The 24,777-nt window shown below is 57.8% G+C and carries 28 protein-coding genes and 3 pseudogenes; 12 read left to right on the top strand and 19 right to left on the bottom strand.

Annotated features, from left to right (window positions below):
• Positions 1 to 119: 119 nt before the first annotated feature.
• Positions 120 to 1,634: a T6SS phospholipase effector Tle1-like catalytic domain-containing protein gene (locus tag UP10_RS33585; protein WP_063775419.1), complete on the top strand. Its 1,515-nt coding sequence runs from the start codon at positions 120 to 122 to the stop codon at positions 1,632 to 1,634.
• A gap of 428 nt (positions 1,635 to 2,062) precedes the next feature.
• On the opposite strand, the gene UP10_RS44780 is transcribed toward UP10_RS33585, so the two are convergent.
• From UP10_RS44780 to UP10_RS33615, 8 genes are all read right to left on the bottom strand, one after another.
• A complete protein-coding gene (locus tag UP10_RS44780) occupies positions 2,063 to 2,203 on the bottom strand; it encodes a hypothetical protein (RefSeq protein WP_156180488.1) in 141 nt (46 codons plus the stop codon).
• A gap of 9 nt (positions 2,204 to 2,212) precedes the next feature.
• On the bottom strand, positions 2,213 to 2,659 hold the full coding sequence (locus UP10_RS45500; protein ID WP_050043918.1) for a hypothetical protein: 447 nt from the start codon (positions 2,657 to 2,659) through the stop codon (positions 2,213 to 2,215).
• Between the two features lie 59 nt (positions 2,660 to 2,718).
• A complete protein-coding gene (locus UP10_RS44790; RefSeq protein WP_156180490.1) occupies positions 2,719 to 2,856 on the bottom strand; it encodes a hypothetical protein in 138 nt (45 codons plus the stop codon).
• A 111-nt stretch (positions 2,857 to 2,967) separates the two neighbouring features.
• A complete protein-coding gene (locus UP10_RS45505) occupies positions 2,968 to 3,114 on the bottom strand; it encodes a hypothetical protein (protein ID WP_197086960.1) in 147 nt (48 codons plus the stop codon).
• Entirely contained in the window at positions 3,111 to 3,326 is a 216-nt protein-coding gene (locus tag UP10_RS33595; RefSeq protein WP_044591468.1) for a hypothetical protein, read from the bottom strand. Before UP10_RS33595 ends, UP10_RS45505 begins: the two co-directional genes overlap by 4 nt.
• Positions 3,327 to 3,793: 467 nt before the next feature.
• The gene (locus tag UP10_RS33600) at positions 3,794 to 4,057 is read right to left on the bottom strand and encodes a hypothetical protein (RefSeq protein WP_044591469.1); all 264 of its coding nucleotides are present in this window, start codon (positions 4,055 to 4,057) and stop codon (positions 3,794 to 3,796) included.
• On the bottom strand, positions 4,054 to 4,311 hold the full coding sequence (locus UP10_RS33605) for a hypothetical protein (RefSeq protein WP_044591470.1): 258 nt from the start codon (positions 4,309 to 4,311) through the stop codon (positions 4,054 to 4,056). The genes UP10_RS33600 and UP10_RS33605 overlap by 4 nt, the downstream gene beginning before the upstream one ends.
• 800 nt (positions 4,312 to 5,111) lie before the next feature.
• Complete coding sequence (locus UP10_RS33615; protein WP_082077389.1) at positions 5,112 to 5,471, bottom strand: PRC-barrel domain-containing protein; 360 nt, start codon at positions 5,469 to 5,471, stop codon at positions 5,112 to 5,114.
• Positions 5,472 to 5,628: 157 nt separating this feature from the next.
• Between UP10_RS33615 and UP10_RS44795 the strand changes: the two genes are divergently transcribed.
• From UP10_RS44795 to UP10_RS33625, 3 genes are all read left to right on the top strand, one after another.
• Complete coding sequence (locus tag UP10_RS44795; protein WP_156180492.1) at positions 5,629 to 5,814, top strand: hypothetical protein; 186 nt, start codon at positions 5,629 to 5,631, stop codon at positions 5,812 to 5,814.
• Positions 5,815 to 6,063: 249 nt separating this feature from the next.
• Positions 6,064 to 6,633 carry a hypothetical protein gene (locus tag UP10_RS33620; RefSeq protein WP_044591473.1) on the top strand — a complete coding sequence of 190 codons (570 nt, stop codon included), beginning with the start codon at positions 6,064 to 6,066 and terminating at the stop codon, positions 6,631 to 6,633.
• A gap of 86 nt (positions 6,634 to 6,719) precedes the next feature.
• On the top strand, positions 6,720 to 7,073 hold the full coding sequence (locus UP10_RS33625; RefSeq protein ID WP_044591474.1) for a hypothetical protein: 354 nt from the start codon (positions 6,720 to 6,722) through the stop codon (positions 7,071 to 7,073).
• Positions 7,074 to 7,372: 299 nt separating this feature from the next.
• Here UP10_RS33625 and UP10_RS46785 read toward each other — a convergent pair.
• Positions 7,373 to 7,617: pseudogene (locus UP10_RS46785) on the bottom strand (hypothetical protein).
• A 217-nt stretch (positions 7,618 to 7,834) separates the two neighbouring features.
• On the opposite strand from UP10_RS46785, the pseudogene UP10_RS46790 reads away from it, so the two are divergent.
• A pseudogene (locus UP10_RS46790) lies at positions 7,835 to 7,960 on the top strand (SOS response-associated peptidase); the annotation flags it as partial.
• A gap of 244 nt (positions 7,961 to 8,204) precedes the next feature.
• Positions 8,205 to 9,770 carry a PAS domain-containing HWE histidine kinase family protein gene (locus tag UP10_RS42295; protein ID WP_050043919.1) on the top strand — a complete coding sequence of 522 codons (1,566 nt, stop codon included), beginning with the start codon at positions 8,205 to 8,207 and terminating at the stop codon, positions 9,768 to 9,770.
• Positions 9,771 to 9,908: 138 nt separating this feature from the next.
• On the opposite strand, the gene UP10_RS33645 is transcribed toward UP10_RS42295, so the two are convergent.
• On the bottom strand, positions 9,909 to 10,331 hold the full coding sequence (locus UP10_RS33645; RefSeq protein ID WP_044591476.1) for a hypothetical protein: 423 nt from the start codon (positions 10,329 to 10,331) through the stop codon (positions 9,909 to 9,911).
• Positions 10,332 to 10,721: 390 nt separating this feature from the next.
• Here UP10_RS33645 and UP10_RS46795 point away from each other — a divergent pair, with 390 nt between their 5' ends.
• Complete coding sequence (locus UP10_RS46795; RefSeq protein WP_502692325.1) at positions 10,722 to 11,804, top strand: Crp/Fnr family transcriptional regulator; 1,083 nt, start codon at positions 10,722 to 10,724, stop codon at positions 11,802 to 11,804.
• A 610-nt stretch (positions 11,805 to 12,414) separates the two neighbouring features.
• Complete coding sequence (locus UP10_RS33650; RefSeq protein ID WP_044591477.1) at positions 12,415 to 13,119, top strand: Crp/Fnr family transcriptional regulator; 705 nt, start codon at positions 12,415 to 12,417, stop codon at positions 13,117 to 13,119.
• A gap of 126 nt (positions 13,120 to 13,245) precedes the next feature.
• Here UP10_RS33650 and UP10_RS33655 read toward each other — a convergent pair whose 3' ends face one another.
• The 5 genes from UP10_RS33655 to UP10_RS33670 form a co-directional block, all read right to left on the bottom strand.
• On the bottom strand, positions 13,246 to 13,851 hold the full coding sequence (locus UP10_RS33655; protein ID WP_156180494.1) for a hypothetical protein: 606 nt from the start codon (positions 13,849 to 13,851) through the stop codon (positions 13,246 to 13,248).
• A 731-nt stretch (positions 13,852 to 14,582) separates the two neighbouring features.
• Positions 14,583 to 14,708: a hypothetical protein gene (locus UP10_RS46420; protein ID WP_283807699.1), complete on the bottom strand. Its 126-nt coding sequence runs from the start codon at positions 14,706 to 14,708 to the stop codon at positions 14,583 to 14,585.
• Positions 14,709 to 15,029 (bottom strand): hypothetical protein, encoded by a 321-nt coding sequence (locus tag UP10_RS33660; protein ID WP_156180496.1) that lies wholly within the window; start codon positions 15,027 to 15,029, stop codon positions 14,709 to 14,711.
• 751 nt (positions 15,030 to 15,780) lie between these two features.
• A complete protein-coding gene (locus tag UP10_RS33665) occupies positions 15,781 to 16,368 on the bottom strand; it encodes a dioxygenase family protein (RefSeq protein WP_044591480.1) in 588 nt (195 codons plus the stop codon).
• 30 nt (positions 16,369 to 16,398) lie between these two features.
• Positions 16,399 to 17,535 carry a Bug family tripartite tricarboxylate transporter substrate binding protein gene (locus UP10_RS33670; protein ID WP_197086961.1) on the bottom strand — a complete coding sequence of 379 codons (1,137 nt, stop codon included), beginning with the start codon at positions 17,533 to 17,535 and terminating at the stop codon, positions 16,399 to 16,401.
• On the opposite strand from UP10_RS33670, the gene UP10_RS33675 reads away from it, so the two are divergent.
• Together UP10_RS33675 and UP10_RS33680 are read left to right on the top strand one after the other, a co-directional pair.
• Positions 17,494 to 18,450, top strand: coding sequence for a LysR family transcriptional regulator (locus UP10_RS33675; protein WP_044591482.1), 957 nt, complete (start codon positions 17,494 to 17,496; stop codon positions 18,448 to 18,450). The two genes, UP10_RS33670 and UP10_RS33675, sit on opposite strands and share 42 nt — an antisense overlap.
• A gap of 235 nt (positions 18,451 to 18,685) precedes the next feature.
• Positions 18,686 to 19,159 (top strand): annotated as a pseudogene (locus UP10_RS33680) (zincin-like metallopeptidase domain-containing protein); the annotation flags it as partial.
• A gap of 12 nt (positions 19,160 to 19,171) precedes the next feature.
• On the opposite strand, the gene UP10_RS33685 reads toward UP10_RS33680, so the two are convergent.
• On the bottom strand, positions 19,172 to 19,426 hold the full coding sequence (locus tag UP10_RS33685) for a hypothetical protein (RefSeq protein ID WP_044591483.1): 255 nt from the start codon (positions 19,424 to 19,426) through the stop codon (positions 19,172 to 19,174).
• Between the two features lie 99 nt (positions 19,427 to 19,525).
• Here UP10_RS33685 and UP10_RS33690 point away from each other — a divergent pair, with 99 nt between their 5' ends.
• Complete coding sequence (locus UP10_RS33690; protein ID WP_044591484.1) at positions 19,526 to 19,705, top strand: hypothetical protein; 180 nt, start codon at positions 19,526 to 19,528, stop codon at positions 19,703 to 19,705.
• A 289-nt stretch (positions 19,706 to 19,994) separates the two neighbouring features.
• Here the strand turns inward: UP10_RS33690 and UP10_RS42300 are convergent, their stop codons facing one another.
• From UP10_RS42300 to UP10_RS42310, 3 genes are all read right to left on the bottom strand, one after another.
• Positions 19,995 to 21,953 (bottom strand): serine hydrolase domain-containing protein, encoded by a 1,959-nt coding sequence (locus UP10_RS42300; protein WP_050043920.1) that lies wholly within the window; start codon positions 21,951 to 21,953, stop codon positions 19,995 to 19,997.
• A gap of 42 nt (positions 21,954 to 21,995) precedes the next feature.
• Entirely contained in the window at positions 21,996 to 22,418 is a 423-nt protein-coding gene (locus tag UP10_RS42305; protein WP_156180500.1) for a helix-turn-helix domain-containing protein, read from the bottom strand.
• Between the two features lie 152 nt (positions 22,419 to 22,570).
• Positions 22,571 to 23,077, bottom strand: coding sequence for a hypothetical protein (locus UP10_RS42310; protein WP_050043922.1), 507 nt, complete (start codon positions 23,075 to 23,077; stop codon positions 22,571 to 22,573).
• 493 nt (positions 23,078 to 23,570) lie between these two features.
• Between UP10_RS42310 and UP10_RS33705 the strand changes: the two genes are divergently transcribed.
• Positions 23,571 to 24,777: IS701 family transposase (locus tag UP10_RS33705; RefSeq protein WP_044591034.1), on the top strand; the 1,207-nt coding region annotated here is incomplete at its 3' end.

The raw sequence follows: 24,777 nt of genomic DNA on the forward strand, positions 1-24,777 counted from the left end.
CGCCAGATAAGGCCGATTTAACCTGTTAAGTGGTCGCGGGAGAGTCGGTAGTTCACATCCCGACGCCACAATCAGTGATATATGAAGATATCTGGCGCACTTCGGGAGAATAGTGTGCGATGCCGAAGAATATTCTGATCTTTTCCGATGGCACGGGCCAGGCCGGCGGCATCAACTTCGATGAAGCCCGGACCAACGTCTACAAGCTCTACCGGGCCTGCCGCGTCGGTCCCGACACCCAGATCGAACCATCCGAGCAGGTAGCCTTCTACGATGCCGGCCTCGGTTCGGCGTCCGACGGCGGCCACTTCGCGATCGGCTGGATGCGCTGGCTCTACAATCTGGCCAGCATGGCGACGGGCCTCGGCATCACGCGCAATATCGTGGATTGCTATGCGGCGATCATCCGCCTCTATGAGGAAGGCGACCGGATCTTCCTGGTCGGCTTCAGCCGGGGCGCCTACACGGTGCGGTCCGTCGCCGGGGTGATGAGCTCGTGCGGCGTGCCGCGGCATATGCCGGACGGCTCTCCCCTGCGCCGCGATCCGAAGAGCATCCACAAGCTCGCCGAACACGCGGTCAAGGATGTCTACCAGTTCTGTCCATCCTATTCCCGCAAGATCACCGGATACAGCCAGTTCCTGCTGGAGACCCGCGATGCCATCTCCGCGCAATTCAGGCAGCAGTACGGCAGCTCTGTCGTGGTCGAGGGCGTCGAACGCGCAAATGTCTTTCCCTATTTCATCGGCGTCTTCGACACGGTGGCAGCGCTCGGCCACAAATATCTCGGTCCGGCCCTGGTGGCGTTCGGCATCGCGCTGCTGTTTGGGCTCCATTGGCTCGGGAATGTCCTCGAACCGGTGTTTCCGTGGGCCGGATGGGCGGCATGGATCCTGAGCTATCTCGGCGTCGCCACCGCGGCAATCGTCTTTCTGATCAACTACCTCAAGATTGCCCCGCGCCTGCCGGGCTACAGCTGCTTCAAGCACCTGAAGACGCTGCACTTCGCGCCGCCCAAGCACAAATTCTATGACACCACACTCAACCCGAATGTCGGCTACGCCAAGCACGCGATCTCGATCGATGAAAATCGCGCGGACTTTAAGCGCGTCTCGTGGTCGCCGACGGCGGCGAAGGCGGGCGCTCGCGACCGATACGGAAATCTCTATTTCGAGCAGGTTTGGTTTCCGGGTGTTCACGCCGACATCGGCGGCGGGTACATGGAAAACGAGGCGCGCCTGTCGGATGTGGCCCTCGGCTGGATGGTCGCCGGCGCGTCGATCATTCCGGATGGCCTGAAACACGATGGCAGTGTCTTGCGGCTCCGACCCAATCCGACCGGTCCGCAGCACAACGAGCAAGCTACCGGCTTTCTCAAGCTGGGCGTCCGCGACCTTCCGATCGACCCCGATAGTGAACAATCAATGGCGCCGATACACCAATCAGTCTACCACCGCTTCGAAGGCAGTCAGGTACTACTTTACGACCGCATGGCCTCATACCGCCCGGACAACATGCGGGTGCATGTCGATTTCAACCACTACTTCGACGATGGCGAACCGCGTGCACCTCAATGCATCGCAGACGATATTGAATTGAAGTGGAAAAATAGCGGCTATCCGGGCCGTCTTTGAGGAATCTTTTCGAACGCTGCGCGGGAGCGATGATGATCCGGACGGCTGAGAACCTGGAACAGGTTGACTGACAAGCTTTCTCTCAAGACCGGTAAGGTTTGTGTAATTTTCCTATCAGTCCTTTGCCATTTAGAACTGATAAGGAAGGTTAGAAGCCAACGACGTCAGTCACTAGAGCGACTAACGGCACTTAAAACCTATAGCGTTTTGCTAAAGCCAAACGATAGAGTGACTAACGCAACATCGCAAGCCGCCAACGTTCCGTCCATCCGACTGTAGGGTAAGGTATCGAGGTCAAGCGGGCTGGCTAGACTGAAGCATGTCCCGAGAATTCATTCAGTGGGTCATATTTCATTGGATTACAGCAAAACCGCCCTCGAATGTCTCCGAGAGCGGTTTGTGCGTATTTTAAAGCGACTGCGGAGCTATTAGCGCTTCGACTTCTTCTTGGCTTTCTTCGCCTTCTTCGGCATCAGCTTTTTGACGGCCTTCTTGGCCTTTTTAACAGCCGACTTCGCAGCTCCTACAACGCGCTTGGTAACTGACTTCTTCTTCGCCTTCTTAGCCATGCTAACTCCTTAGCGTTTGGACTTCTTCGACTTCTTTTTTGCGGACTTCTTCGGTGCGGCCTTTTTCGCTTTCTTCACCGTCTTCTTGGCAGTTTTCTTTGGAGCCTTGGCAGCTTTCGCAACCGCCTTTGCAGCTCTCTTGACACGAGACGGAGTGTTCCTGACCACAGCCTTCTTGGCCCGCTTGGCAACGGCCTTCACGGCGGTCTTCGCCAGTTCACCAGCCGCGTCCGCAACCACGTCGGTCATCTGATCGACCAACGGTTTGTCTTTCTCGTCCTTTACGTCGTCCATCTCTTCTTCCTTCGCAGGTTGAGGCACTGTGACAAGTGGGGTCAAAAGCGGGTCGGGATAGTCGAGCGGAACCCCGGCCATCAGCTTCGCTGCATCAATGGCAACACTCGCCAATGTCGTTGCTAGATTGACAGTTTTTTTGTTGTCGTTATCCGGCTTCAATGAGGACACTCTAAATTGTGGTATTAGCGTAGCTGATTCGCAAATGGCAGCGACGGTGTTTATCGTTTAAGCGCGTCGGACACGTCCGAGATCGCCGAGTTGTAGGTATCGGTGGCGTCGCCGCAATTTGCCATGGCCGGCGTGATTGTCGTGCTTAGTGCCACTGCGGTGGCCATCATCAATGCAACTCGGATCATCTGCTATTCCCCCAGTAGGCGTGATCCAACCGCAACCGCTGCGCGAGCGCAAGGGTCAGCATATCCCTTTGTTGAAGTTGATCAGATCGCTCCAGTCGAGCCAAATGCGGCTCACTCTAGAACCTCGTATTCGAACGCCACGCCCTCGGGATCATTCTCCGCGAACCAAGTCTCCGCGGCATCGCCGCTGGCGAACACCTTGATGTGGTCCTTGTCGCCGACTTGCTTGCGGGTGTTGACGTAGACGAAGACGGTCATGCGTGATCCCTCAGTTGCTCGAATAGCTCCTTGACCTCGGTCACCCGCAGCTTGGTGCCGCTGGGCATGTGGCCCAAGAGCATATGACGCGCGCCGGCAGCGATCTCGTCTCGGCGATTGGTGTCGTACTCGGCGTGATAGGCCTGCATGTCGGCCACGAATTGCCGTGCATCTTCGGGCGGGATCTCGAGGGCCTTCCTCCGGATGGGCATGACCGGAAGATAAGTATCGCGAGGGGAATCACGAGTCAGAGCCCGGAACGGTCATAGCCAGAACAGCCATCGCGCAACTTGGAAGACGCCCCAGAAAATCGCGATGGTCCAGCCTATCATGGCTGTCGCACTTAAGAGGATCCAAGCGATCTTGACCAAGTAAAGTCTCCTCGCACTGCCCCGATAAACCTCCCGTTTACGGAGCAAAAAAGGGGCCCCAGCGCGGGGGGCTGCGCCGAGGCCTGAAGGTCCAATTTCCAAACCAATTTAACAACCGAGCACAGCTCGCGTGGTTCCTATGCGCCGCGCGCGCAAACGACCCCCAGCGCTGGGATAGAAAGCGCCGAAGGGCCGCCAACCTGTTTTTTGGGCAGGTTTTCGCCCAGTTTGGCTTGGACGGATTGGGGTTACCGAGAGCAGGGATTCGACGCTGAGGGGGCGCCAATGTTGCAAACCGCCCGACGGTGTCAGGCGAACAGGTCCGCGCCGGCCGGCGTGAACTTCACGAAGGTTCCGCTCTCGTGATACTCGAGCCAGCCGCGCGCGATCGCGAATTGAAGACCGTCCCAATATTCCGCAGCCGTAGCCTTGTCCCCGAACAGCATCTTGCCATTGATGATCTCGATGTAGATTCGGCCGTACTGAATCGGCTCGAAGGCGTTGGCGTGTTCTAGTAATCGGCGGGCGGCTTTCTCCGGATCGGCGTAGGGGCGGGGCTCGGCATACTTCATCCTCCACCGATACTGTGATTCTGCGCGTGGAGCGAACGGCGATCACCCGTCAGCTTCTCGACATAGTCGTCGATTGCGTCGATGAGCTGCCGGCCGGCGAGGGGAGCGACGCGGCTGGAGAGCAGGTATTTCCGCAGCCTGGCCAGCTCGGCCAAATCTGCGTTGATGCGTTCAGCGCGAATGGCCTCGTCCAGCTCGCGCATTTTCTGTTGCTGGTAGGCTCTCCCCGCCGCTCGGTTTTCTGCTTTGGTCATGCCCCCATGACAGCGACATCGCTGCGGAGATGCAAATTATCAATCCGTTGCGGCTTGGAACAGCAGCAAGCTACTGCGCGTCGTGGGTGTGGAAAAGGCTGCCGTCGAGTCGGGTGAAGCAGTGCCCCTGAACGAAATGTCAGTCGTTACTGACTAGGGTTGTGGAGACGAAGCAACCTGTTAGAGTGACAAGATCAATTTTAGATCAAGTGGTTGCTTATCCATTCGATAGAAAACAAAGGGCTTGCCATGCCCACGACGGAAGAATTCCGCGAAGAGGTTGAGGCTCAAATATCTCGGGCGTCCAAGCAGGGGCGCCTCCATGTGGAAATCAACGCTGGGGAGATTCACCGGATCATCAGCCCCGACCAGAACCGGCACGCAATGGCGTGCGACGCGATACGCCAGCTTATGGGGCCCTCTGACAGGGTAATTCACGCTCCGCCAGCCGGAGACGGTCCTTCATTCACCGTTCGATACGCGCTACCTCGGTGACCGTGGCTCCCGCTTTGTGGTCTGCGTTGCTGCCATGGCCTCGACCGTTTCAACGATGCGCAGCCGGGCGGCCCGGTCCAAGATCGAAAAGCGCGGAACAGCTAGAATGCGTCCGCCGCGTCTCTAGTGTGCTTTTCCTTCGCCAAGACCGCCCCCGCATGATCCGCCGAAACTCAGCGTGAACCGATTTTTTAGCCAAATCAGTGCGCGCCGTCGCCCCACGCACGCAAGCAAATGAGGGCCGCGGGCATCACGCCGCATGGCCCTCATCGCGACTGACGAGTTCGTCGGTGCCGTCGCCCAACTCAGCTAGGAATGCCGTAATAGTCGTTGACAGAGCGACCCGCCGCGGGGTCGTTCCAATTCCAGCCGGCTTGGTCGCGATATTTCGGGGCGGCTTGAAGCTGCTTCTCGGTGATCCCCGTGACGTACCCGCCAAGGTTGGTGTCGTACTTCAACGAGTGCCACGGGAGAGGATAGTGGTCGTCGCCGATACCAAGAAAGCCTCCGAAGCTGAGAACTGCATACGAAACCTTGCCGCTCGTCTTATCGATCATCAAGCGTTCAACGCTGCCTATCTTATTGCTGTCGGCACCGTAAACGGCCGTCCCTTCGACCTTGTCGCTTCCGATCAGATTGCCCGTCTCTTTTGTTTCCAGTGCCACGATTGGTTCTCCTTTAAAAAGCTTGTCGAGATCAATTGCGCTGACTGTTGAACGTTCCTGAGGTTGAGGCGCTTCAATCTGTCACGCGGCTGGAACCGCTCCTTGCTCGGAACGTTCGTTGGTTACGGCACCAAGACCATCAGGGCGAGCCTGTTCGATGACGCCGATCCGTGGCAACGACCGACCCGGCCTCAAATATCACTTGAAAGTTCATTCGTTCCGGACGCTGACCGTTATTGCCGCATGGGCGCTGATCGTCGCGGCGTTCGCTGATCGTCGCGGCGTTCTACGAAAAGCCGGAGTTGCTGACCGGAGCTCAGCGCTCTCTACAGCGTGGTATTGAGGCGTTCGGCGACTCCATTCCACCGCCTTGGGGCCCTCGCATCGAATTCGTTTTCCGAGAGATCGGCGGCTTGATCTGGCTCCAAATCACCCTGGTCGTGCTTGCCCTCCGTGTCGGACTCTCAACGATAGCCGGACTTTGGCGGTTGGCCGCTCGATGGGACCGGCCGCCGTATCGCGATCCGTCGGTCTGAGGCGTTTCGGCACGGCATCTGCATGGTGCAGCCGACCGCGGAAATGGAGGTACCCGATGGAACTCGCGACGCTACCAGCCACAGCCTTTAAATCGCCGCCCATCAGCCTAACCGGGGTGGTCGACTACGCCATGTATACGAACTTCAGGTCGCAGTTCGACAATGCGTCCGACAAGGACCTTGTCGTCATCGAAATGTCGACGCTAGGCGGCGATCCAGAGGTCGCGAGAATGATGGGCGAAGATGTTCGGTTCGCGAGCGAGATGGAACCACAACGACGGTTTGTGTTTCTCGGAAAGGCCGTGATCTATTCGGCCGGCGTTACGTTCATGAGCTTCTTCGCACGGCCGAACCGCTATCTTGCCCGCGGCACTCGGCTGATGATCCATGAGCGGAAGCTCTCGAAGAGCCTGGTAATCGACGGCCCGCTAACAACCTGCATCGCCGTCGTGAGGGCGACGCTCAACGAGATCGAATGTTCGATCACGATGCAAAACGAAGGCTTTCAAAATCTCGTTGTCGGATCGAGCGTAACGCTCGACGAGGTTAAAGAGAAGGCGCCGTCGAACTGGTACCTTGAAGCACAGGAAGCCAAGAAATTGGGTCTGATCGAGGCGGTTCTTTAGTCCTTCGAGGTAGAGGCGACTGCGACGATGGTAGCCATCGCCTCGATTGCCAGACGGCGTTACTTTCGGCCGCAGGAGGGCATGGGATGTCGGACGTCGAGAACGGCTTGTATTCGATCCGGATCGCGATGGGGGACGGATCGGGCGCCCATGCCAGCGGGGTCATTATTCTTCTCGACGGCCGCGTCTTCGGCGGGGACAGTCACTTCTATTACTCTGGCTCGTACACGTTCAGGAACGGGAAGTGGCGCGGAGAACTGACGACGAGCCAACACACCGATGCTGTCGGTGTAACGTTCCTGTTCGGTGGCCGGGAAGTAACGTGCGGCTTCACAGGCACGTATGGCGACGGTTCGGCAACGGTCGACGGAACAGCGCTTGTTGGAAAGAAGAGTGTGCCCTTTCGCGCCACGCTCAATCTTAAGGCTGGACTTGGCTGAGCGCGTCGGCGCTCAGCCGCCATCGGAAGGAACCGCGCAGCCACGCCCAAACTCGTGGCTAGGCCGAGGCGCAGCAGGCAGCCGAACGCCGGTTCGCGCCGCACAACATCAAGTGCACGCATCCCCAAGCCCTACCACCACGCTGATGTTGAGACACACCTTCGGGAGTTGACGGCGAGGGACTAACGGTTTCTTCAATGGTTGCGACGACACTGCGGCCGGGTTGCGTATCATACCCGCGTGCGCCCCAGTGTAAGAAACCGCTGCGCCGATCCTCAACCCGGCGGAGCGGCTTTTATTTACAACGCACTCAAATCATCAGGCACGTCGCCAAACTTCCTGATCACCTCGGCATCGCCGAAATTGCTGGTGGCAGGATCACCCGTGCGGCTGAAGGCGACCGCGCCTACGTGACCTTCTTTGCGCGATAGCGCCTCAGCTCGCATTACACGGCCGTGGGATTGAAGCACTCGGCCGGCTCGCCTGCACGATACCGTCGTCACTGGCGACAAATGGGTGCGACGTAATAGGTCACTTCGGTCATGTTTCCCTCCTATCGACCGAAACTTTGCTGGATAGCTCCCCGTTTTCGTGCGCGACCTTGCTGGCGAGACCAATGAAAATTGGAATAGCGAGGACTAATAGCAAGCCCATCACCAAACGAGTGCGGCTCACAGGTCGCTTGGGTCGCTTGATGTAATGGACCTTTGAACGATCGTTGGTCTCATCGTTTTCCATCGCTTCAGCTCGTGTAAGTCTTGATCCATCCGAGGGCGATGCCGGTGATCTTGACGACCGACGAAGAGCGCGACGTATGGATGCGCGCGCCGTGGGATCAATCTATGATACAGGCGAGGTCTTGCATGGACGGTTGCCCAGGAACGTGACGACCCATAAAATCTGATTACTGTCTGTCCGATAGCCGACGCAGGCGCATTAAATATAGTCGGCCCAGGCGAGCACACTTAATCGAATCGTGGTGATTTAGGAGTCCTGATTGCCGCGATCCTTCTATCGTGGACTTTCGCGGTCTGGCGGCGGGTCCGTGCGGGTGCGTAAGCTGCTCGACCTTGTAATACCGCTCTATACTCGCGCGTTTGGCTTTCACGCTAATTCCGCAGGCTTTATCATATGTCGTTGAACGACAACGAAGTAAAGCAGCCACCAATTGCGAATGAAATGGCTGGCCTGATCGCGAGCAAGGATTGGTCAACGACGGCGTTAGGTGACCAGAAAAACTGGTCGCCCAGCCTTAGGCTCATCGTCGGGATCATGACCGCGTCGGGCTTTCCGATGGCCGTGCGCTGGGGACCCGACTTGGTCCTGATCTACAATGACGGATACCGGCCCATTTTGGCCGACAAGCACCCCTGGGCACTCGGGCTGCCGTTTCGCGTTGTATGGCCCGAGGTGGTTTCAGAACTGATCCCGCTACAGGAAGCGATTCTCGCTGGTGAAAGTCCTGGCGATTATTCCGAAGATCGGCTTCTGACAATTCGGCGTCGGGGCCTTGATTTGGAGACCGCGCATTTTACCGTCAGTTACAGTCCGGTACCTGATCCCTCGTCGCCGACCGGAATAGGTGGCGTGCTCGTCACGGCCGTGGAAACAAGCGAGCGCCTGAGGGTCGAAAAGGCACTGGCGTTAAAGACCCAAGAACTATCCGAAGCCAATCGACGCCTGCACAACAAGCAAACCCTTTACCGATCCGCCCTTGCGGCTGGCCGTATGGGTACTTGGGAAACCGACTTCGTCGCCAAGACCAGACTCTGGACGCCGGAAGGCATGCTTCTGTTCGGGATCAACCTTCCGGGTGGCCAGGGGCATGTGGGAGGCGATCAAGACGAATATTGGTCGGCGTTACACCCCGATGACCGTCCTCTGGTGCAAAAATTCCACGAACTCGCAGACGAGCAGGACTCATTTACGTCTGAGTACCGGGTGGTTTGGGCGGACGGCACAACTCTCTGGCTCAGGGGCCACGGCCAAGTTGTCGCTCGCACGCCGGATGGGAAAGCTCACCGCCTGGTCAGCATTGTGACGGACGTTACCGAACGCAAAGCGGCAGAAGACCATGCTCAATTCCTGATGCATGAGCTATCGCACCGCTCAAAGAACTTGCTTGCCGTGATCCAGTCGATTTCACGCCGAACGGCTCGCACGACCACGACGATGGAAGAGTTCGAAAGCAGGTTCGGACGACGTCTGCAGGGTCTGGCCGCATCACATGATGTGTTAATTCGAAACAGTTGGCAGGGGGCGCCCCTCGCGGACCTGATGCGGCAGCAACTTGTGCCGTTCACGGACATTCAAAGTTCGCGAGTCAAACTCGCCGGACCCGACATTGTCGTTACGGCGGAAGCCGCCCAGGCGATTGGACTTGCGATCCATGAACTCTCGACAAATGCAATCAAGTACGGCGCGCTTTCGGCGCCCGCGGGCAAGGTGAAGATATCTTGGGCGCTCGATAGTGAATCGCTCGGATCGCGCGAGTTGGTATTGAAGTGGGTCGAGCAAGGCGGTCCCCGAGTCGTCTCTCCGTCCCGCAATGGATTTGGTCACCTCGTGATCGGTGACATGATTGAGCGTTCTCTAAATGCGAGAGTCACCCTTAAGTTTGCCACGCAAGGACTGGAATGGAGCGTATCCATGCCAGCAACTAATCTTGTGATCGAGACGCAGACTGGGAGCGACTAGCCCTGAAAGTGGCACTTTCCGAGTCATGGGCCTTCCGCGGTGGTCGCCTGGACCTGAGCGAGCAGAGATCCGCAGCTGGCGCCGGTGAGGTCCGAAGAGGGCCAAAATGCAGAAACCGCGAGCTTACCCTAGACTTACCTATTTCGGCGACATCAAGCCCGGCGAAGACAGCCATTCGCTGATGTGCACGGCGGTCTCGATCTGTCTTGCCTTGCGCAAGAGCATTTCTCGGTCTCTGCCAGGAGCCAGCGTCTTGGCCTGCTTCTTGAGACGCTGCGCTTCGCTCGCCATGCGTTCATCAAAGGTCGCAGTCTGCACGATCCGTGGTCGCCTCTTGAACCTTGGCTTGGCTTTAGAGGCGGGTGCTTCACCAACGGCACCAAAGAGAGCAGAAGCTCGAAGGCTGGCTGGGTCCCGCACGCCATCGGCCGCCTGCTTCAGGATACGTTGAGCCATCTCAGATTTGAGGGTTTCTGATCTGGAACCATCCGGCAGAGAGGCCCACGCATCGTCAAGGACCTTTCGGAGGATCATCAAGGTTTCGGGATCATAATGGGCCATCGCAGCACCTCCAGACTTCTATTCCAGACCGTGATCTCGACGGCTGTCGGTTAAATTCCCGACATAGCGGGAAAGAAAATACTCGCTTTCCCCCTGCAAGGGCCTACGGTCGGGCGATTATCGGCAGTCTTTCCAGGGCGCCGCTGACTGAGAGTTCTCTGCGCTCCCGCCTGCACGGGAGCTTGACATGCACAATTCCGGCAATTTGCTATTGGCCTCTCTTTCAGAGGGCGATGCCAACGCCCTGCGGCCACACCTGAAACCGTCCATCTGGACCATGAGAGAGTTCTGTTTGATGCCGGGGGTACGGTCACGGACATTTACTTTCCGACAGGTGCGATTGTCTCTCTGGTAGTGGGTCTTTCCTCTGGAGAAATAATTGAAGCCGCGATGGTCGGCAAAGACGGTGTCGTTGGCGCATCCGCCGCCCTTGGCGGAAACATTCCGGTCAATCGAGGCATAGTGCAACTCGCCGGACCGGCGATGATGTGCAAAGTGAGCGAGCTCAAAAGCGCCGCGCTCCAAAGTCAATCCTTGCTATCGACGCTGTTTCGTCATGAGCAGACTGTCTACGCACAAGCAAGCCAGTCGGCTGCATGCATGGCGGCCCACGTGGTCGAGGCTCGACTGTGCCGATGGCTTCTTCGAGCAAGGGATTTAGCGGACAGCGACAATCTGCAATTTACCCAAGAATTTCTTGCCGAGATGTTGGGCGTAAGGCGCACCAGCGTCACGCTTCATGCCCGATCGCTGCAACAAGCGGGATTGATAAAATATCCAGAGGGAAAATCGAGATTATCGATCTCGAGGGGATGCAGGAAACGGTTTGCGAATGCTACGGGACAGTCAAATCGTACTATCAGGTACTGCTTGGGCCACAGAAGGGATGATCCCTCACTCACCTTCTCTGCAACGTCCGCTTTAAGTCAATCGGCGACATTGCAGGCTTGTCTCAATGTTAATGGCAAGCTGACTGAAGCAAATTATTTTTTGTCCTTTACGACACGGCCAATTTCATTTTTAGCGAATTTGATTGCTAATGCTCGGCTTACCCGCGTCACACCAGATTTTGTTTTGTGGTCGCCGAGTTTCACTTCCCATCGCCAACTGCCATCGGTCAATCGAACAACTGTGTACTCTACTCCCTTATGTTCCATAGGATCATCTCTTCAGTATGAGAGGGATGATCCGGGGATATGCGAAGAGGTCTCGTTAGTATGTTCACTTGTGTACTTAACGAAATTAACAATAACCTTAGCTTTGACCAGGACGCTGCTGCTGCCATCGCACGCTCTACTTCCGACGCCAATACGCCCAGGTGTTCCGAATAGCTCTCGCTTTTGCATGTCGGTAGCGAGTTTGCTGATAAGCGCGCAGTCCTCCGCATCGATGCGGAGCTTTTCCAAAATTCACCGCCATATCCTTCATCTCGTCGCCTTTCGGGCGGGCGGTAGCCAAATTACGAGTAATTAGCTCGGTGGCCTGACGCTATCCACAAGGCGTGCTAAAGAACTGGATTTTATCGGGTCATCCACGATCTTCGTTTCGATAAATGCGCACTTCTCGCACGCAAAGGTACGCTTTTCAGATCCGTTGCCGCGACATTCTTTCCTCGCCAGCATCATTCGCATCTGGCACCTGGGGCAGCGAGGGTGCTCAATCGGACTTGAGGGTAAGGATGACGGATCGGTCATCGTATACCTGAAATCGGTCCGACTAGTGCAGAGGCTCGCAATCTGACGGGGTCGCGGACGCCTTCCGCCGCCTTCTTTAGTATGCGCTGAGCCATATCGGATTTTTGGCTGTCAGTTTTGCGATTATCCGGCAAAAGCGCCCATGCATCGTCGAGCGCATTGCGGAGCACAGTTAGCGTCTCAGGGTCATATTGCGCCATCGCACCAACTCCAAAAGCTCATTTCGGCACCCCTCGCAAGGGTCGTCTGCTAAGTTCCCGACATAGCCGAAAATAAAGCTCGCTTTGTCCGATCAAGAGCCTAGCGTCCTTGGATTATCGGCAGTCTTTCTAGGTGTGCCGCTGACTGAGAGTGTTTTGCGCTCCCCGCCTGTCCTCGGAGCGCTTGCCATGCCCAATTCCAACAATCTGCTACTCGCCTCTCTTTCGGAAAGTGATGCCGCAGCACTGCAGCCTCACTTGAAATCCATCTATCTCGAACACGAGAAAATATTGTTCGAGGCCGGAGAGGAGGTCGCGGCGATCTACTTTCCCACAGGCGCGATTATCTCGCTCGTGGTCGGCCTTTCATCTGGAGAGACTATTGAAGCGGCAATGGTCGGCAAGGATGGGGTGGTCGGCGCATCGGCAGCTATCGGCGGAAGCATTCCGAGTAATCGAGGAATTGTTCAACTCGCCGGAACCGCGATGACGTGCAACGTGGACGCACTCAAAAGCGCGGCGCTGCAAAGCCGTACCCTATCGTCGACGCTGGTTCGACACGAGCAGACCGTTTACGCCCAGGCGAGCCAGTCGGCTGCCTGCATGGCCGCTCATCATGTAGAGGCGCGACTTTGCCGCTGGTTACTCCGGGCGAGAGATTTGGCCGACACCGATACGCTTGAGTTCACCCAGGAATTTCTTGCCGAGATGCTCGGAGTCAAGCGCACCAGTGTGACAATGCACGCGCGCACCCTTCAACAGGCGGGCCTGATCAAATACTCGAGAGGTAAAATTCAGATCATCGATGTTGAGGCTGTGCAAGAAACGGTCTGCGAATGCTACGGGACGGTCAAATCTTATTATCAAACCTTGCTCGGTCATCCGCGGAGATAAATGTTTCCTTTGAAGCACTCACCAGCATGAGCACATGCCTTCCGGGTTACCCCTGAATGCGGACATCGGTAGGTGCAGTTGGCATGTCTCGAACGGGAGCGGACATAGGGCTAGGCGTCACGACTCCTACCGTGGGCGCGGACACATGTTTCGCTTGATCTTACCCCAAAAACCCGGAGATTCGAGTTTCGCTATTTCGCGGTCTAATAGTTGCATCAACTCAACACAAACAGGGTGGAGATTGTTCATCAATTTGATGTAGAAATCCGTCCGCCTTCCCCGGTCTGCCTTGAAGAGGCCCGTTTTCTCGTTCACTGCCCGTTGGACGAACTCGATGAGATGCACGGCTTCAGGTGGGAAGCTGGCGATGTTTGCCCAAGCGTCGTCAATCTCGGGAAATTGCATAAACGCTGCGAAAGCAAAGGGATCAGAAATGATCTCTCCAAAACTTCCTCGAATGACCTCGTCCAAATCCGTCGTATTTGACCCTACGGCATTCTTCAGTCGTTCAACTGCCACTCTCAGGCGCCGAAACATACCAAGTTCTTTGCTCTTGCTTTCCCGCTCGCTGGCTGCATGTATTTCTCGAAGCACTGAGGGCCTGGAAAAGCCCCTTGTGGACTTTGCCTTAGACAAATTGGGCTTCATCCCGAGGCTCGGCAATTGCCGCACACGGTCCACTTGCGGCTGGCTATGGCCGGTGCCGAAAGCTGTGGTGTTGAGCAACGCCAAGCTTTGCCCCATAAGCCCTGTCAGGCCCAAACCAGGGAGCCGCGCCGCCTGGCAGTTCCAGGCCCATTCTGCCTGCTGGCGTTAACTCGCAGTCGTTCAACACACTGCTATTGGGGTATTGCGAGTCAAATAAAGCCGGATTTGAATTCGCCCACGTCGGGCACTGGGCGTTTGCAGAGCCTATCACGCCAATCGACATAATCGCTGCAACAATAGAAGTCCTGATTCCAATCATGGCTGTACTCCGAACGGTTCTTGTTTTCGTGCGGAGCGTTCGCGCTGGCTGGAATCGGCTGCTCTGTTAAAAGCGTTTCCTTCGAATTTTTTGGACAAACCCTATGTGGGTATGCGTGCGAGAAAACACACCCAGTGAACAATCACAGCTGCGCGAACGGCAAATCGGTATGCTCACCATTGCGTGCGCCGCCCCCCATCCCCGCAGCAATTGTCGCTCTAAGTCTCATTGACCTATTTGCCGTAGGTCACCCTTTGGGCACGGCGAGCGATCTTCAGCGGTGCTTTGTCGAGTTCTGCTCTGATGGCAAGGCCTATTCCATCCTATAGGCTTGTAGATGGGTAGGTCGTATTTGCGGGCCCGTGATCGAGCTGTATCAGCCGAGCATCGCATATTGGCGCCGATCTGATCCCAGCTAATCCGGACCGGGCGTTAGGAATGCAACAACTGTTCGATTTGCTGTGCAATGTCGTTCATTGGGGCCTCTCACTTGCTTCTAGACATGACACTCGGGTCCCTCAGCGTGCGACAACAACTCCTTGAAACGGGCCGCAAACGTCTTGTGGTCGAACACCTCATCCTCCCGGCCCCAGACCAGCAAGGTCGGCAGTTTCGACTTCATCTATTCCCTCTCGAGCCGCTCGAAGCGGGCCAAGCCGCGGGCGCTTTCATCCACGGGAATCCAACGCGGTCGAGTCCATGTGAGAAAACGCGATCCCGGATCCGCCAGGATGTTCTCGTAGACGCTCTGGGCTTCCGCCCTGAACTTCTCTCGGTTGACCACGGAAAGATACATCCAGCGACCTGCAAGCGCGTTATGACACCCGAGCAGGTAAGGACCGACGAGAGGCGCGTGCATCATGCGCCAAGGAAAAATGCGCATGTGGAATTCGGCCGGCGGCAGCGGCCATGCCCATGTGCCCATGATGACCGGCGCGCGCACGCGATCGGAATTGGAGAGCGCGAATCCGAGACCGGTCGGTCCACCCCAGTCGTGGCAAGACCATCGTCGCATTGCTCACGTCGAGCTGCCGCAGCAAGCCGGTCAGGTTCGCGATGTGTTGTCCAGCGTATGCGTCTGCTCGCGCATGAGCTTCTCGGACAGGTCAGCGGCTTTCCATTCTCGCTGAAGGCCAGGAACTTGCCAAAGCCACCCTGCGGACGGCGCAGCGTCCCATCCGGTCGTGCCAGACCTTCTCATTTTCGGACATGCGGAGGCGAGACGCGAAAAATCGGCTTCAAGCGGCACCAGTTGCTATGCACTCTTGCAAGCGTTTAAGGCAAACTTCCGCGTGTCGCGTGAACGCTTCAATATCCCGGATAGTATCCTGACGCGGGTTCGCAAGGCGGTCCGTTAGTCCAGGGCGCGGTGGCAAATGCCCCAACGCGCGGCGCCAGGATGCAAGAAGGCGTGCTGCGCACTGCGCCAGCAGACGCATCCTCTACGGTGGACTGATCCACTACGACGTGACGCGAAGCGACATGGTGCTCGTGCGCGATGGCGGGACCTGCGATCATCGCAGTGACGATCATCCCGGCCGAAAGAAGTCCAAGTTTGCTCATTTCGTTTCTCCTTATCGAAAAGCCGACGATGTTCGGCCCACCGTATAATTTACGTTGGCAACTCTTCCCTGCAACGAAACATCTCGTCATCAATCGCACATGCTTGACCTCGCCAGCTGCTCGAGAGCTAATCAGTCGATTTGCAACACGATATTGAACGTCGCCGTCCTGGAAGCAACGCTTGCTCCGGCAGCTGGCTCCTCCAACGAAACAATCAGGAGATCTGGTTGCGGTGCGGCCCGCAGCCATCTGTCCGTTGCGTTCGCGGGCTCTCCAGCGAAGTACATTTGCGTGATCAAGCGGTCGGCGCCGAAGTCGACAAGAAAATGGATATGCGGCGGCCGCAAATCACCGTGCGGCGTACGATACCCGCCGGGCTTCACCGTGCGAAATGAATAACCGCCCTCCTGGTCCGTCGTCAGCACTGCGAACCCATCGAAATTCGGGTCCAGCGGTTCCGAGGTCTTATCGCTGGGGTGTCGATACTTGCCGGCGGAATTTGCCTGCCAAATTTCGATGCGGGCTCCGGCAACCGGTCGTCCCGTAAGGGTTAGCACGTGCCCCTGGACCATCAATATCTCTCCACTGGCGTGTCCCGGCCGGCCGGATGATCGAGCGAGATCTCCCGTCCGGTCGGCTATGCCATTCAATGGATAGAACGGCCCAAGGATCTGGTCGGGCGTGCGGAGCAAGGGTGGAGCGGAGCGCACAATATTCATTGAATACTTCTCGCCTTTTCATCACGCGGATTATTGCGGCAGCTTGATCCCGGACACCTTGACGACATTGGTCCAAAGCGCACTCTGGTCCGATATGAACTTGCCAAAGTCGGCAGCCGTGCCGCCTTGGGCTTCTGCGCCTAACTTGGCGAAAGTCTCGCGGACCTTCGGCTTGACGAGCGCACGACCGATCGTCTCATTTAGCCGAGCAATGATTTCGATGGGTGTTCCCGCCCGCACTACAAACCCGACCCAGTCCTCAACGATCAGTTCGGGGAACCCCTGTTCGAGAACGGTGGGAACATCTGCAAGCACGGCAACGCGCCTTGGAGCGGTGACCGCCAGAGCCCGGAGCTTGCCGGTTGCAATGAAATCGACCGCCGAGACGGTGGCAATGAAGTCGAATTGAATCGTGCCGTTCATGAGGTCAGTCAAGCGCTGCTGGCCTTGCTGGTACGGGACGTGCGTGGCCGGGGCGCCCGTTTTGAGCTTGAACAACTCTCCGATCAGATGGGCCGGTGTGCCGAATCCCGCCGATGAAAAATTATACTTGTCGGGCTGACTTTTAAGAAGATCAACGAGCTCGGCTACGGATTTTACGGGTAGCGTCGGGGTAACGACCAGTACGTTGTAGGAAGTCGAGAGCTTTATGACCGGAGCGAAATCAGTTTCCGGTCGTAAGCCGAGGTGCGGCAGCAGCGCGGGCGCCGCCATCAAGGGGACGCTCATCGCCAGCACAGAGTAGCCGTCAGGCGCCTGTTTAAGGACGTCGGCGGTTGCGATCGTCTGAAGCGCGCCGCCTCGATTTTCCACGATGACCTTCCATCCATCCGACTCGGACAGCTCGTTGGCGACGATTCTGCTTATGATATCCGGTGGCGTTCCTGGACCGGTCGGCACGACAATTCTGATAACGTTTGAAGGATAAGGCTGGGCGTACGCCAGCGCCCCCATGGGTGCGACAGAAAGGACCACCGGCAACGCGCGCGCCAATATCGTCGCAATCATCGAAACCTCCACTATTTCATGAGCCGAAGCCGCATCCCGAGGTTGTTCCTCCTTGCTATAGACCACAATTTCTATTTCTCTATATAGCCATACCTTTTTGGAATAGGCGGTCCCACGATGAAAGATCAAATCCTCAGCCGTCGGATAAAGCTCCGCCATTTGAATGTCCTTCTCTCCGTCATGCAGTGGGGCAGCATGGCGAGAGCGGCTGATCATCTTTCGGTTTCCCAACCTGTCGTTTCAAAGACAATCGCTGAACTGGAGAGCCTGTTGGGAGTGGCCCTGCTCAATCGCACCTCCCAGGGTGTCGAGCCGACAATCTATGGAAGCGCGCTGGCGCGGCGTAGCATCGCGTTATTCAATGATTTGAAAACCAGCATTAGCGAGCTGGAAGCTCTGGCAGACCCATCCACGGGCGAATTGCGCATTGGCACAACCGAGCCCATGGCCGCAGGGCTGGTAAGCAAGATCGTCAGCGAACTGTTGCTAACTCATCCGCGCGTCAGGCTTCACGTGGTATTGGGTGACCCACCTATGCTTCAAGAGCGTGAGTTGCGAGATCGGGAGATCGATTTGTTGATAGGACGTCTCCCGAACGACATTGCTGCTGATCACACGCAACTTGAAGTTCTGTTCTGGGAGCGCGCGTTCGTTGTCGCAGGGATCACGCACGACCTGACGCGGCGCCGAAAAATCAAACTGAATGATTTGAGGGAAGAATCCTGGTGTCTGCCACCGCCCCGGAGTTTCCCCGGCTCCATGATCGGGAGAGCGTTCCAGGCTTCCGGCCTGGACCTACCCCGAACCAGCGTTTCGGTACACTCCGTCCAGATGCAAGTTGCACTTTTGGCTACCGGCCGATTCATCACGATTCTGCCGGAGACCATGATGCATTTTAGCGCGCAACGGCTCGGTCTCAAGGCTTTGCCGGTCGACCTCCCAATCGAACCGACCCCAGTGGCAATCGTCACGTTGAAAGACAGAGACCTCCCACCGGTGGGCAAGCTTTTTATTGAACGCGCGCGGACCATTGCTCGGTTGCTGGACAAACCACAAGGTAGACAAGCGACATGACAAGTTGTCGCCAACGATATTGATCGAAGTAAGCTGTCTCGCGTGCAGCGATGTCGGAACGGGGTCAACAGCGGAAAACATCAGTGCGAGCATATGTTTTCCGTTGTTCGCCCAACAGCGGAAATTCCTGCGAATGGCCGCTTTGCGCCAGGAGCGACCAGTCGCGAGCACTCTCTTGAGAGCGCCAGACGGGTCACTCGGCATAACGTGATACGCTCGCGATAGAGTGACGCGGAGGCTTGAACCTGTTCGGCGCATTGCGAGAGCCGATCAGTTTTTCGGGGCGACCAATGCAGACATCAGGTGCGGCGGGAACATGGCCTATTACAGCATCTCAACCGATCACGTGCAGATGCCGCCCTTCGAAGCCTTTCGCGATCCGGAAAGCTACTATGCGACGCTCGCCCATGAGATCCCGCACTGGACTCGCCATAAGAGCAGGCTTGACCGGGAATTTGGCCGCAAGCGGTTCGGCGATGAAGGCTATGCGATGGAGGAGCTTGTCGCGGAGCTGGGCGCGGTGTTTCTGTCAGCTGACCTTGATCTCGTTCCTGATATTCGGGAGGATCATGCGTCCTACATCGACCACTGGCTGAAGATCCTTAAACAGGACAAGAGCGCTATCTTTACGGCGGCAGCACACGCGCAGCGCGCTGCGGACTTTCTGCATGGTCTGGAGATGACTCACAATGAAGAGCGGGCCGCGTGAAGGGCCCCTTTGTTATTTCGCGGTTGCCTCGAATGCGCAGTTGTACTGATAGGTCGCGTGACCCCAGTCCTTGTTTCGCCCTTCGCCGAGCGCGCGCCATGCGATGTTGAACTGCGGGTAAAGGACGCGATAATGGGCCGCCTGCGGTTCGCAGTAATCGGTTGCGCTGTGACCGCCATCGACCCAGGGCGACGCGTAGTTGGGAATTGTCGGCGGCGACGGCTTTGCAACCGCACAAGCGCCGACGGTTTCGCATCCCGATTTCACATAGCCCCCGAATCCTTCGCCGCGCCGAAGAAGGCGACGAGCGCCAGCAAGATGCCGGTTGGGATGCCGATCCACAGCAACGGAAGGCACTCGCGCATCATGGCCGACGCGATGCTTGTACGTGTTTATGGAGAAAAGCCGATCGACTGGGCCGGCGGCTTCGATCTTCAAAAAATGAATGATCGGCGCATCACGTACATTGCTGCGCTCAAGGCGGCGGGCCGAGGCGACCTCGCGTCATTGATGGCGTTCGTGACGCCCAAGGGCGCAAACCAATGATTACGTTGATCATTTGAATGCAGTTCGTCGGTCCGCGAGGTGATCTCTAGTGCAGGAGGACAACGATCCCTTCGATGTGGAACGATCTGGCAGGCCAAACGCAACGCTCCTGGCCCGCTCTTGGTACGGCGCTTACGGACAGGGGCGGACATCAACCAGTCCTCAATCTCTGCCAAATGCGTCGAAAATGACCCTGAGCGGAAGTCGAGACCGCCACCATCTCGGGCCGCCGACACCTGATGTTCGAGCAACGCAAGCTCCCGCCAATTTCATCAGCTATCAGTGTGCCTTATTGTGCGAGTACGCCGCGTTGCTCCCATGGTCCCGGATTGAGAACCGCGCCGTTGACTTTGCCGGCTGCGTCTCTGACGAAGGCGATCCGCGTGTGATCGCCACTCTCGACCTGGAGTTCATCCTTTGAGCGGACCGCCACGGGCGTCGGCTGACCCTTGTCGAAATCGAGGATTGACCATTGGCCTGTTGCCTCGACGACGAGCTTGCCGTCTACGACACTGACTTGAAGCGCGACACTCTGCGCAGGAACCGCCTCCCGGGCAAAGGCAACAACGAGCGGACCGCTCTGCGTCGCGCGGATGATCTCGAACTTGATCGCGGCGTTGACCGGACCTGAAATCCGACGAAAGGCCGCCTCCAAGGTCAGGCCCTTGATCGACTTGTCGTCGATCGCTGTGATGAGATCTCCCGCCATGACGCCTGCTTTCGCGGCAGGGCCGGTGTCGGCCAATTTGATCACCCTGAGGCCATCGGTGCCCGCGATAACGGACTCAAGACCGGTCCAACCATTGCCGTCGGCGATCGAGGTCTGCCTGTCCAGCGAACTTGCAGACCCGCCGAAAACGTAGCGTCCGACATATTCGGCGAGCGCGCCGGCATTTCCTTGCCCGGAGGCAACCGGCGCCGGCGCTTCAGGCACATTCAGCGCCGCATAGGGTAGGCGACGGATGGCGTCGAAATAGAAGCCGTTCTCACTGTGCTCGCTCCGCTGCATCATCATGATCAGGATCAGCTTCTGTGCCGGATCGATCGAGAAGAACGTGCCCCAGCTTCCCTGCCAGTTGAAGCTTCCGACTGCGCCCGGAATGTAGCTGAAATCGGGGCTGGTGCGGACTGCGAAACCGAGCCCCCAGCCCGTACCGAAGGCCGGACCGACTTCATGCCCCGCAATGTACATTTTGGGTGGCAGCGAATTCGTCGTCATCAGCCTGACCGTTTCGGGCTTCAAGATACGCACGCCGTCAAGCTCGCCGCCGTTGAGCAGCATCTGGCAGAAGCGCAGAAAATCAGGAACCGTGGAGACGATGCCTCCGCCGCCTGAGAAGAACGTCTGCGGCTTGCTGACGTCGCTATTCGCGAAAGGGGGTTGGGGCTGCGGCCCCGGCACGGCGACGAGACGGGCAAGCTTGTCCTGCGGTACCGAGAAGCCGCTATCGACCATATGCAGCGGCGCGAAGAGGCGGCTTTGCAGAAACTGATCGAAGGGCTGTCCCGACACGACTTCAATGACGCGGCCGAGCACGTCGTAGCCGATGGCATATTCCCAGACTTCGCCCGGCTGGTGCAGAAGCGGCAGGGCGCCGAGGCTCGCGACGAAGTCCGCGATAGGCTTGTCGCGCCGGAACGGCGCCCTGGCGCCGTACAGTACGTGAATCGCGGCATTCTCAAATCCGGGATCGGCGTAGTCCGGCGAAGCATAAACGAGGCCGGATGTATTGCGCAGCAGGTCCCGGATCGTCATCGCACGCTTCGCCGGTTCAAAAATATTCCGTGCAACATCCGAGAGGATCGGATCCCCGGTGACCGGATCCTTTTTGACGACCTGCATATCCCTGAGCTCCGGCAGATACTGGGCCACGGGAGCATCAAGGTCGAGCTTGCCTTCATCGACCAGTATCATGGTGGCGACGCTGGTGATTTGCTTGGACATCGATCCGATGCGAAAGATCGATTCCGGCCGCATCGGCATTTTCTTGTCGTGGTCCTCGAAGCCGGTGGCTTGCAAATAGGCGAGCTTGCCGCCCCGAGCGATCCCCACGACAAAACCGGAAGGATCGCCTTTTTCGCTCTGCGCTTCGAACCAGGAGGTCATGCGCGCCAGCCGCCGCGCCGAAAAACCGAGACCGTCCGGGTCACCGACGGTCTGCAAATCGTCGGCAAGCGCCGCCCCTGCCGGACAGAGTGTAAGCGCCGCCAGCGCGGCCAATAGAACGACAAACCGCTGATTTCGCATGGGGAACCCCGTTGGCGCAGCTACTGCGAGGAAGGATCGCCATCAGTCTGTCGAATGTTTTCGATTGCTTCTCGCCGATTCCTGCAAACCGGCTGGCCGATTCCTCAACTCGACTGGCCGATCTTCAATCGATCGCTTTACCGGGGCCGCATCTCCCGCCATGGCGAGGCGGCGAAATTCAGTTGGGGTTAGATTTGTCGCGGCCTTGAAGGCGCGGTTGAACGGCCCGATCGACTGGAAACCTGTGTCCATGGCAATTGTCAGCACCGGGACTTCTACTTGTTCGGGGTCGACCAGCGCCGCCTTAGCTTCCCCGATCCGGTAATGATTGAGAAACGCATTGAAATTGCGGTAGCCGAGGCCCTCATTGATGAGCTGCCGCAACCGGTAGTCCGGCACGCCCAACTCGGCTGATAGCAATCCAATCGTCAATCGCTCACGCCGGTAGATACGCTCGACGGTCATCAGCTGTTCCAACCGGCGCAAGAGAGCCGGTTCAATCGTGGCAGGCTTGCTCTGATCGTCAGACGCCTTGGCTGGCGCGCCGAAGCGGACATTTGTCGCGGGCAGCAGGATTGAACCTCCTCGCGTCCCCGCTTCTAGCAGATTCGATGCGCTCAAGCCGACCAACACGAACAGAGCGAGAAGTTGGCGACGCTAGTCATGGAAAAAGTGGGATTCGAGGGCTGCTGCAAGAAGCTCAAGTAAGAGTTGAGAACGATTTGGGCCGACGCCCCTATCAATACGACCAGCCGGAGCCCACGCCGGCCCTGCATCAGGTCCGCCGGCCAGGTGACAAGCGCCTGCGCTACCGCCAACAACGTTAGGCCGAGAGAGGTGAACGACAGCGTGCGTTCGATCGCAAGCTCGAGCGCGGCCGATCGTGTGATGCCGCTGGCGTCCAGCCATTGCGCGACGACGACGGCTGCCCACAAGACGCCATGCCAAAACCGCGGGACGAAATCATCGTCGAAGGCAACACGCGCCCATAGCCAGAACACAACACAGTTCGCGCTAGACAACGCCAGTAGCAATAGGCCCCACCACGCAAACGGCCGCGGAAATGTCGGCGTCGAGCAGATCATCGAAGCCGCGGCGCCGATCGCGAGCGCGGCTCCCAGCAACGCGGCAGTGCTGTCACGGCGATCGCGCAGCGCCCAGGGCTGCGATCAGCAGACACAGTGCGACGACGGCGCCCCGTAACCCTAGATCGACCGACATCAAACCGTTGGTGCCCACGATCGGAAATACTCCGAATGCCATTGTTGAGCCCCGTAGGCTCGCTCATACGCCCTGGGCGCAACTGATGTCGAGTCGTCAGATAATCTCGAAGCGGCTACGAACTGAAAGAGCCCCGATCCGGCTCAGAAGTTGATGTCCGAAAGCCAGCTCGCAATGGCCACTTCGGGTTTTGGCCCATCGCGACATATTGCGCTGCCGCCCGAAGTCGGTCGCTATAGGGGCAAAGCAGACATTGCTTTAGTCGCATCACGCCGCCGGGTTTATGGGTACACGGCCTAACACTACTTTGGCAGATTTTGGCGATTGATTGGCGAAACTGGATTCCCGAATCAGATTTTCAATGATTCATGGGTGGTCGGCTTTGGAGGGCCGACCATGGTGGACACGAAGTCGAAGTGGGAAGACGAGCTTGGGCGCTGGCTCAAGCCATTCCTGGATCGTTTAGGTCACAAGGCGCGGCGGCGGATGTGTCCGCTTTATATCTCGGGATTGATTGGACCGGGCGATCGCAAGAGCGTCCAGCCAATGGCGGCGCGGCTGGCACCGGGCGAGTATGACCAGTTGCACCATTTCATCGCTGATGGCCTCTGGGATGCGGCGCCATTGGAGGCAGAATTGCTCGTTCAGGCCGATCGCCTGGTCGGCGGCAAAGATGCGGTGCTGGTCATCGACGACACGGCGATGCCGAAGAAGGGCGATCGTTCGGTTGGCGTCGCTCCACAATATGCCTCGTCTCTCGGCAAGACGGCTAATTGCCAAACATTGGTGTCGCTGACGCTTGCGCGGGGTGAAGTGCCGGTCATGGTGGCATTACGTCTCTTCGTTCCCGAGAGTTGGACGAGCAATCCGGTGCGTTTGAAGCGTGCGGGCGTTCCTGTAGAGTACCGCGCAGCGCGGACCAAGCCAGAGATCGCCTTGGCGGAGATCGATCGCGTGATGGCAGCCGGTATGCGCTTTGGCTGTGTGCTGGCCGATGCCGGTTACGGCCTCAGCGCGCCGTTCCGTCAGGGGCTCACGACACGCGGCCTGGCCTGGGCCGTCGGTATCCCTCGTCATCAGAAGGTTTATCCGGTGGAGGTTAAATTGATCTGGCCGGTCGCCGGTCGAGGTCGTCCCCGCAAGCGGCACATTCCCGACGTATTGTCGACGGCGGCCGAAGACATGCTGGCCAATGCTAAGTGGCAAAATGTGAGTTGGCGAAACGGGACCAAGGGCCGGCTGGAAGCTCGCTTCGCCGCGGTTCGCGTGCGAACCGCTGATGGACCTCCGCAGCGGATCAAGGACATGGGCCAGCAGCATCTTCCGGGGGACGAAGCCTGGCTCATCGGCGAACACAGGACGTCGGGAGAGAAGAAATATTATCTCGCCAATATGCCGGCCAAGACGAATCTGCGCACGTTAGCTGCTACGATCAAAGCTCGATGGATTTGCGAACAGGCCCATCAGCAGCTGAAAGAGGAACTCGGGCTTGATCACTTCGAGGGACGATCCTGGCAGGGCCTTCATCGTCATGCGCTCATGACTATGATCGCTTACGCATTCCTCCAGCATCGCCGTCTCGCACAAGCGGGGCGGAAAAAAA

This window comes from Bradyrhizobium sp. LTSPM299 (genome assembly GCF_000938235.1).
Lineage (GTDB): Bacteria > Pseudomonadota > Alphaproteobacteria > Rhizobiales > Xanthobacteraceae > Bradyrhizobium.

Bases quoted from the DNA above. Each gene is read 5' to 3' on its own strand.
- UP10_RS33585 (WP_063775419.1), top strand. From the start codon at position 120: ATGCCGAAGAATATTCTGATCTTTTCCGATGGCACGGGCCAGGCCGGC.
- UP10_RS44780 (WP_156180488.1), bottom strand. From the start codon at position 2,203: ATGGCTAAGAAGGCGAAGAAGAAGTCAGTTACCAAGCGCGTTGTAGGA.
- UP10_RS44790 (WP_156180490.1), bottom strand. From the start codon at position 2,856: ATGATCCGAGTTGCATTGATGATGGCCACCGCAGTGGCACTAAGCACG.
- UP10_RS45505 (WP_197086960.1), bottom strand. From the start codon at position 3,114: ATGACCGTCTTCGTCTACGTCAACACCCGCAAGCAAGTCGGCGACAAG.
- UP10_RS33595 (WP_044591468.1), bottom strand. From the start codon at position 3,326: ATGCCCATCCGGAGGAAGGCCCTCGAGATCCCGCCCGAAGATGCACGG.
- UP10_RS33600 (WP_044591469.1), bottom strand. From the start codon at position 4,057: ATGAAGTATGCCGAGCCCCGCCCCTACGCCGATCCGGAGAAAGCCGCC.
- UP10_RS33605 (WP_044591470.1), bottom strand. From the start codon at position 4,311: ATGACCAAAGCAGAAAACCGAGCGGCGGGGAGAGCCTACCAGCAACAG.
- UP10_RS44795 (WP_156180492.1), top strand. From the start codon at position 5,629: ATGACGCCGATCCGTGGCAACGACCGACCCGGCCTCAAATATCACTTG.
- UP10_RS33620 (WP_044591473.1), top strand. From the start codon at position 6,064: ATGGAACTCGCGACGCTACCAGCCACAGCCTTTAAATCGCCGCCCATC.
- UP10_RS33625 (WP_044591474.1), top strand. From the start codon at position 6,720: ATGTCGGACGTCGAGAACGGCTTGTATTCGATCCGGATCGCGATGGGG.
- UP10_RS42295 (WP_050043919.1), top strand. From the start codon at position 8,205: ATGTCGTTGAACGACAACGAAGTAAAGCAGCCACCAATTGCGAATGAA.
- UP10_RS33645 (WP_044591476.1), bottom strand. From the start codon at position 10,331: ATGGCCCATTATGATCCCGAAACCTTGATGATCCTCCGAAAGGTCCTT.
- UP10_RS46795 (WP_502692325.1), top strand. From the start codon at position 10,722: ATGGTCGGCAAAGACGGTGTCGTTGGCGCATCCGCCGCCCTTGGCGGA.
- UP10_RS33650 (WP_044591477.1), top strand. From the start codon at position 12,415: ATGCCCAATTCCAACAATCTGCTACTCGCCTCTCTTTCGGAAAGTGAT.
- UP10_RS46420 (WP_283807699.1), bottom strand. From the start codon at position 14,708: ATGAAGTCGAAACTGCCGACCTTGCTGGTCTGGGGCCGGGAGGATGAG.
- UP10_RS33665 (WP_044591480.1), bottom strand. From the start codon at position 16,368: ATGAATATTGTGCGCTCCGCTCCACCCTTGCTCCGCACGCCCGACCAG.
- UP10_RS33675 (WP_044591482.1), top strand. From the start codon at position 17,494: ATGAAAGATCAAATCCTCAGCCGTCGGATAAAGCTCCGCCATTTGAAT.
- UP10_RS33670 (WP_197086961.1), bottom strand. From the start codon at position 17,535: ATGGCGGAGCTTTATCCGACGGCTGAGGATTTGATCTTTCATCGTGGG.
- UP10_RS33690 (WP_044591484.1), top strand. From the start codon at position 19,526: ATGGCCGACGCGATGCTTGTACGTGTTTATGGAGAAAAGCCGATCGAC.
- UP10_RS42300 (WP_050043920.1), bottom strand. From the start codon at position 21,953: ATGCGAAATCAGCGGTTTGTCGTTCTATTGGCCGCGCTGGCGGCGCTT.
- UP10_RS42305 (WP_156180500.1), bottom strand. From the start codon at position 22,418: ATGACCGTCGAGCGTATCTACCGGCGTGAGCGATTGACGATTGGATTG.